This is a genomic window from Nonomuraea sp. B5E05, from assembly GCF_039880665.1.
Taxonomy (GTDB): domain Bacteria; phylum Actinomycetota; class Actinomycetes; order Streptosporangiales; family Streptosporangiaceae; genus Nonomuraea.
Window position 1 is genome coordinate 1 of the sequence record NZ_JBDPMJ010000085.1, and the last position, 1,763, is coordinate 1,763.

Below are 1,763 nucleotides of genomic sequence, written 5' to 3' on the forward strand. Positions count from 1 at the left end.
AGCCTGGATCCACGACGTGATTCGACCTGATCATTTTGCGGTCTAATTCCTCGACGATGGTCGGATTCGCAGGTGAGGGCGCGTTTTTGAACATGGCGAAGCCGCCGCGCGCGGGGTCGCGGCCTGTCCGATGTCCTTCAGGGGTCGGGAGCGGGGTGGGCGCGGCAGCGCGAGTGTCTGTGCAGGGATCGTCGAGGGCAGCAGTGACCTGGGGTTGGGCGGGTCAGGCCGGGTATGCGGGCGGTGGGTCGTGGGTGGCGGTGAAGGCGTTCATCCAGGCGGCTTCCCAGTGCCAGCGGGCTGGCAGGTGGAGGGTGAGGTGGCCCCGGCCGTCCGCTCGGCCGTGTCGGGCGATGCGGGCGGGGACGCTGATGAGGTGGCGGCGCAGGGTCGCTCCGCGAGCTCGGGCGTGGAAGGCGGAGGCCAGGCAGCCGAGCGCGCGCAGCAGGTTGTGGGTGATCGCGGCGCAGGTGAGCCAGGCGGCGTTCGCGGCGAACTTCCCTGAGGGCAGGTGTGCGAGCGGTCCGTCGATCAGGTCGGCGTTGGCCTGTTCCTGCACGGCGTGGTCGCGATGCTGTTCCTCGGCTTGGAGCAGCGCATACGGGCTGTCGGTGAAGATCGGGTAGTACCGGTAGGTGGCGAACAGCTCGTCTTGGCCGCGTTCGGCCTGGGTGTTGACCTTCTTGACCCGGCGGACGATCAGGCGGGCGGTGACCGCGCTGCCTCTTTTGCTGGTGAAGGCGGTGTAGCCGATCTCGGCGACCTCGGCATCAGAGACCCAGCCGCCGGCTTGGTCATCGAAGATGGCCTTGGGGTACTTGATCGGTGCCCACGCCGTCTCGTCGATGGCTGCGATCGCTGCCTTGACCTTGGGGTCCAGTTTGGCGGTGACGGAGAAGCGCACGTCGCTGTCGTGGCAGGCGCCGACGAGTTCGGCGCTGTAGAACGCGCTGTCACCGCGCAGGATCAGGGTGCCCGAGCACAGCGCCTGCCGGGCGGTGGCGATCGACTCGCGTACCAAGGATGCCGCGCCGCGAGCGGAGTTGGCGCTGCCGCCGCGCAGCCGGGTCGCGGCCACGACTGGGGCGGCCAGCGGGGTGGACAGGGTGATGGTCAGCGCGTTGAGCCCACGGACCAGGACGCTTTTTCCTTGGATCTTGGTGTGGCCGAAGCCGGAGCCCTGCTTGGCATAGCCGTAGGTGCGCCGCTGCATGGAGTCGATGTCGAGGAAGGCCAGCACGTCGGCGCCGGGCAGCAGCGGCGTGTGCCGGGCCAGTGCGGCGAGTACCTGCCGGGCGACCGTGTCCAGCTGGCGTACGTTGCCCCAGGTGAAGGCGCGCAGGAACGACCCGAGCGTGGACGGCGCGCGGATGCCGGTGAACAGCTTGCCCATCCCGCCGTGCCGCAGCGCGTCCAGGCCGTCGATACTGTCGGCGCCGCAGACCATCCCGGCCACGATCGAGGCGAGCTTCGCAGGAGCGTTCACCCCGCCTGCCGCTGCCGGCGTCACATGCTCACCGGTCAAACGCTCCAGGCCTGCCCGCTCAGCCAGCCGCAGCGCCGGAGCCAAGCCGCCGTAGGAGATCAGATGCTCTTCATCGAAGATCGCGTGAGTGTTGCCGGCGGCGTGGGAGAATCGCACTTACGAGGTGCCTTCCTGGGCTGGCTGATTGAAGCGTAGAGAACTCCAATCTTCCCAGTTCAGAGGGCACCTCGCCGCATTTCACAACACCAGCATCAGATTTCAAACCGTGGATCCAGGC

1 protein-coding gene is annotated in these 1,763 nt (G+C 68.1%); it reads right to left on the reverse strand.

Going from position 1 to position 1,763, the window contains the following annotated elements:
- Positions 1–223: 223 nt before the first annotated feature.
- Positions 224–1,642 (reverse strand): IS1380 family transposase, encoded by a 1,419-nt coding sequence (locus ABGB01_RS45880; RefSeq protein ID WP_347780631.1) that lies wholly within the window; start codon positions 1,640–1,642, stop codon positions 224–226.
- Between the last annotated feature and the right edge of the window lie 121 nt (positions 1,643–1,763).